Genomic DNA, 4,749 nt, shown 5'->3' with positions numbered 1-4,749 from the left:
GGCTAGTGGCGGGTCAGGGACAGCAAGTCCCGCGCCGGACCCGCCGGCCGGGAGCCCGTCGGCCAGACGGCACGCAGCGCCCGCCCCAGCTCCGCGCCCGTCACCGGGACCTCCACCAGCCGGCGCCCCGCCAGCTCGTCCCCCAGCGCGAGCTCCGACAGCACGCAGGGCCCCGCCCCGCTCACCGCGGCCCCCTTCACGGCCGTGGTCGACGCCAGTTCCAGCAGCGGCTCCGCCAGCCCCCCGCTCCCCGCCAGCGCCGCGTCCAGGACCTGCCGCGTCCCCGACCCCCGCTCCCGCAGGATCAGCGGCGTCCGCGCCAGTTCGGCCGCCTCCACCGCCCGGGTCCGCCGCGCCCACGGGTGCGTCGGGGCCACCGCCACCACCAGGCGGTCCTGCGCGATGACGGCGCAGTCCAGCCCCTCCGGCACCGACAGCCCCTCCACGAAGCCGAGGTCGGCGTCGTGCACGAGGACCCGCTGGGCGACGTCCGCCGAGTTCCCGGCGTACAGGGAGACCGCCGTCCCGGGCCGGTCCCCGCGCAGGGCGATCAGCCACCCGGGCAGCAGGTACTCGGCGATGGTCATGCTGGCCGCCACCCGCAGCCGCGAATCCCGCCGGCCCCGTAGTGCCTGCGCCCCCGCGTCGAAGGCCTCCGCCGCCTCCACCACCCGCCGGGCCCAGTCCGTGACGAGCGCACCCTCGGCGGTCAGCGTCGAACCGCGCGGCGAACGGTCGACCAGGGCGACCCCGAGCCGGGTCTCCATCGCGCGGATCCGGCTGCTCGCCGCGGGCTGCGTGATGCCGAGGTGCCGCGCCGCGCCGCTCAGGCTGCCGACCCGCGCCACCGCGAGCAGCAGCTCCAGCGCACCCAGATCCGGCACGCGGTGCGCGAGCGGAACCCACTCCTCATTACCCATAACATCAGTTTATGGCCTCATAGGGAGATGGCCTCTGCCGTCCCGCCGCACCCGGCACGAGGCTGGATCCATGGCCACCACCCTCGCGATACCCCGCACCGCCGCCGACACCACGCCCGCACCCCGGACCCACAAGGCCCCCGCGCTGCGCCACCTCGGCCCCAACTGGTACGCCTCCGTCATGGGCACGGCCATCGTCGCCAACGCCGGCGCGACCCTCCCGTACCAGGTTCCCGGTCAGCGCGCGGCCTGCCAGGCCGTCTGGGCACTGTCCGCCGTGGCCCTCGCCGTCCTGCTCACCGCCCGCGCCGGACACTGGCTGCACCACCGCGACCAGGCCCGCGCGCACCTCCTCGACCCCGCCGTGGCCCCCTTCTACGGCTGCCTCTCGATGGCCCTGCTGGCCGTCGGCGGCGGCACCCTGATCGTCGGCAAGGACCTGATCGGCGAGCCCGCGGCCGTCGCAGCCGACGCCGTGCTGTTCACCGCCGGTACCGCGATCGGCCTGGTCATGGCGGTCGTGGTGCCCTACCTGATGGTGGTCCGGCACAAGGTCGAGGCCGCCCAGGCCAGCCCCGTCTGGCTGCTGCCCGTGGTCGCCCCCATGGTCTCCGCCGCGCTGGGCCCCCTGCTGGTGCCCCACCTGCCCGCCGGCCAGCCCCGCGAGGCGCTGCTGCTGGCCTGCTACGCCCTGTTCGGCGTCAGCCTGCTGGCCACCCTGCTGCTGCTCCCCCTGATCTTCGGCCGGCTGATCGTCACCGGCCCCCTGCCCCTGGCGATGACCCCGGCCCTGTTCCTGGTGCTCGGCCCCCTCGGCCAGTCCACCACCGCCGTCAACCAGCTCGCGGACGTGGCCCCCCACGCCATCGACGCCCCCTACGCGGGTGCGCTCGGCGCCTTCGCCGTCGTCTACGGGGTCCCCGTGATGGGCTTCGCCCTGCTGTGGCTGGCCCTCGCGGCGGCGATGCTGGTCCGGGCCGCCCGCGCCGGGATGCCCTTCGCGATGACCTGGTGGGCGCTGACCTTCCCCGTCGGCACCTGCGTCACCGGCGCCGCCGGCCTGGCCCGCCACACCGGGCTGGACGCCTTCGCCTGGCTGGCCGCCGCCCTCTTCGCCGGCCTGCTCACCGCCTGGCTCCTCGCCGCGGCCCACACCCTGCGCGGCCTCTTCACCGGCCGCCTCCTGGCCGCACCCCGCTAACGAGCGCGGTCCGCAGCGCCGCCGCCAGGACCGCCGGAGCCTGCGCCAGCGAAGGCCCGTACCAGGTCAGGTGGCGGCCGCTGACCAGGGCCGCGGGCAGGCCCGGGAAGGCCTCGGGGCCGTCGTCGGCGGTGAAGCGGTACGGCTCGTCCGGGAGCACCACCAGATCGCAGCCGCTCCCCGCCAGCTCGGCCGCCGGCACCTTCGGGTACCGCTCCGCGTGCCCGGCGTAGGCGTTGCGTACCCCCAGCCGGGCGAGCAGGTCCCCGGCGAAGGTGTCCCGGCCCAGCACCATCCAGGGCCGCCGCCACACCGGCACGAACGCCGTGAGCGCCCCGACCGGCTCCACCGCCGCCCAGGCGGCCCCGGCCCGCGACAGCCACTCGGGCCGCTCCAGCCCCAGCGCCCCCACCAGTACCCGCTCCAGCTCGGCCAGCGCCTGCGGCAGGTCCCGGATCTCGGTGACCAGCACCTCCACCCCGGCCGCGCGCAGCGCGTCGAGGTCCGGGGCCCGGTTCTCCTCCTCGTTGGCGATCACCAGGTCCGGGCGCAGCTCCACGACCGCCCGTACGTCGGGGTTCTTCGTCCCCCCGATCCGCACCGCGCCGCCCAGGTCCGCCGGGTGGGTGCACCAGTCCGTCACCCCCACGAGCAGTCCGGGCGCGGACACGGCCACCGCCTCGGTCAGGGACGGCACGAGCGAGACGACGCGCACCGGCTCAGCGCCCCGGCGAGGGCGGCTCGGAGGTGGCGTGGATGTGGTCGCCGACGGCGACGACGAGCAGCCGGGTGTCCTCGCTGACGGCCCGCCAGCGGTGCCGCACCCCGCCGGAGAGGAACAGCGCGTCCCCGCTCTCCAGCCGGTACGCCCGCCCCTCGGCCTCCACCTGGCAGGCACCGGAGACCACGTACATCAGCTCGTCGTTGCGGTGCTCGTACTCGCGGCCGGCGTCCTGGTCCCCGGTGAACTCCAGCGCGTGCAGCTGGTGGTGTCCGCGTACGAGGGGACGCACGCCCGCCACCGGCGTCAGCCCGGACTCGTCACCGGCCCGTACGAGGTCCACCGTGCGCGCGGTGTCGGAGGCGGCCAGCAGCTCGACCGCGGTGGTCTCCAGGGCGTCGGCGACCCGCTCCAGGGAACGCATGCTGGGCCGGGCCCGTTCGTTCTCTATCTGGCTCAGGAAGGGGACGGACAGACCGCTGCGCGCCGACACCGCGGCGAGGGTCAGGTGGAGCGCCCGGCGCCGTTTGCGCACGGCCACGCCCACCCGCAGCGGTTCTTTGGAGTCCTTCTCCTTGTCGTTGCCGTCTTCCTTGCCGTTCATCTCGGGGCTGCCCTCCCCTGTCCTCGTCGCACATCGGTGTGCTGTAAGCACCTTACGCAGCAACCGCCCCCGGATTCGCGCCCAAAGGACCACCGGGCCGCTTCCCGGTGGTCCTCCGTGGCCTTCCGGTCACCCTGTGTCGCCTCCGGAGGCCCGCCACAGCACACGGTCGCCGTCCTGGATCACCACGTCACCGGACGGCCGGACCAGCAGCCGGGCGCCGGGGTGCCCGGCGGTGCCGCTCTTCCAGACCGTGGCGCCGCCCTCGGTGCGCACCGTCAGCTCACCGTCGCGGCCGAACAGGGCGTCGTGCCCGGTGCCCGCGGTGCCGGAGCTCCACCGGTGGCCCCCGGAGGGGTCGAGCACCACGAGGTTCCCGTCGGCGCCGAGGGTCAGCCGGGCGGCGCCGGCGTCGAGGACGTCGCCCACGCGCAGCACGGTGCCGGGGTGGACCTCGACGGCGTCGTCGAGGGTGCCGTCGGACAGGGCGCGCAGGGTGGGCAGCGAGGGCGTGAACGCGTACAGGGCACCTTCGGTGCGCACGAACCGGCCGAAGCGGAGCGTGGTGGCGCGGCTGCCGCCGTCCGACTCGGTCTCGAAGGTCACCGGGGAGTCCGGTCCGAGCACCGGGTCGGCGCCGACGCGCGGGTTGCGCCCGGGCGGGAAGTCCGGCTCGTTGATCCACCGCTTGGCGAGGAACTCGAACTGCTGGACCAGATCGGCCTGGTAGCCGATGAACAGCAGCCCGCGCGGGGTGTCCCGGCCCCGCTCGCCGCCCTCCTGCGCCGGGTCGTAGGCGGGCCCGAAGGGGATGCCGCGCCGGATGATGCGGCGCCCGTCCAGCTCGGACGCGGCGAGCGGGGGCCGGCCGGGGCTGAGGACGAGGCCGTCGCGCGGGTTGCCCTTGCGGATGTGGGCGAACAGCGGGGTGTGCCAGCCCTCCGGGTCCTTGCCGTACACCAGGGCGGCGTCCGGGTCCGCGCCGATGGGGCCCGGCTCCTCGGCGAGCGGGCAGCCCGCGATGGGGGTGCCGCCGGGCCAGCGTCCGACCAGCCGGGCCGCGACCCATGTCGCGGTCGCGTCGGGCGGCGCGGCCCCGGCCTTCTTCAGCTCCGCGAGCCGCTGCCCGGCCTGCTCCCACCAGCCGGGCACGTCCTGCGCCAGACGGCGGACCACCTGGAACGCTCCCCCGGTGGCCCACGCGGGCAGCCCGGCGGGCCGCTGCCCGGCCTTCTCCTGTCCTACGAGGTAATCAAATTAATTGAACAGCCTCGTCCCGGGATTACTTTGGTCGTTTTTTTCT

The 4,749-nt window shown here is 75.4% G+C and carries 5 protein-coding genes; 1 reads left to right on the top strand and 4 read right to left on the bottom strand.

Annotated features, from left to right (window positions below):
- Window positions 1-2: 2 nt before the first annotated feature.
- A complete protein-coding gene (locus ACFV0Q_RS38475; protein ID WP_385012343.1) occupies window positions 3-920 on the bottom strand; it encodes a LysR family transcriptional regulator in 918 nt (305 codons plus the stop codon).
- Between the two features lie 70 nt (window positions 921-990).
- Here ACFV0Q_RS38475 and ACFV0Q_RS38470 point away from each other — a divergent pair, with 70 nt between their 5' ends.
- Window positions 991-2,121 (top strand): TDT family transporter, encoded by a 1,131-nt coding sequence (locus ACFV0Q_RS38470; RefSeq protein WP_385012341.1) that lies wholly within the window; start codon window positions 991-993, stop codon window positions 2,119-2,121.
- Here ACFV0Q_RS38470 and ACFV0Q_RS38465 read toward each other — a convergent pair.
- The 3 genes from ACFV0Q_RS38465 to ACFV0Q_RS38455 form a co-directional block, all read right to left on the bottom strand.
- Window positions 2,090-2,836 (bottom strand): helical backbone metal receptor, encoded by a 747-nt coding sequence (locus ACFV0Q_RS38465; RefSeq protein ID WP_385012340.1) that lies wholly within the window; start codon window positions 2,834-2,836, stop codon window positions 2,090-2,092. The two genes, ACFV0Q_RS38470 and ACFV0Q_RS38465, sit on opposite strands and share 32 nt — an antisense overlap.
- 4 nt (window positions 2,837-2,840) lie before the next feature.
- Window positions 2,841-3,446, bottom strand: coding sequence for a helix-turn-helix domain-containing protein (locus tag ACFV0Q_RS38460; RefSeq protein ID WP_385012338.1), 606 nt, complete (start codon window positions 3,444-3,446; stop codon window positions 2,841-2,843).
- A 129-nt stretch (window positions 3,447-3,575) separates the two neighbouring features.
- The gene (locus tag ACFV0Q_RS38455) at window positions 3,576-4,622 is read right to left on the bottom strand and encodes a hypothetical protein (RefSeq protein ID WP_385012337.1); all 1,047 of its coding nucleotides are present in this window, start codon (window positions 4,620-4,622) and stop codon (window positions 3,576-3,578) included.
- Window positions 4,623-4,749: the final 127 nt, after the last annotated feature.

Origin of the sequence: Streptomyces sp. NPDC059564 (assembly GCF_042735575.1) — a bacterium.
In the GTDB taxonomy this organism is placed as follows: domain Bacteria; phylum Actinomycetota; class Actinomycetes; order Streptomycetales; family Streptomycetaceae; genus Streptomyces.
The sequence above is the reverse complement of the archived record's forward strand: the minus strand, read 5'-3'. Positions and strand labels throughout refer to the sequence as shown.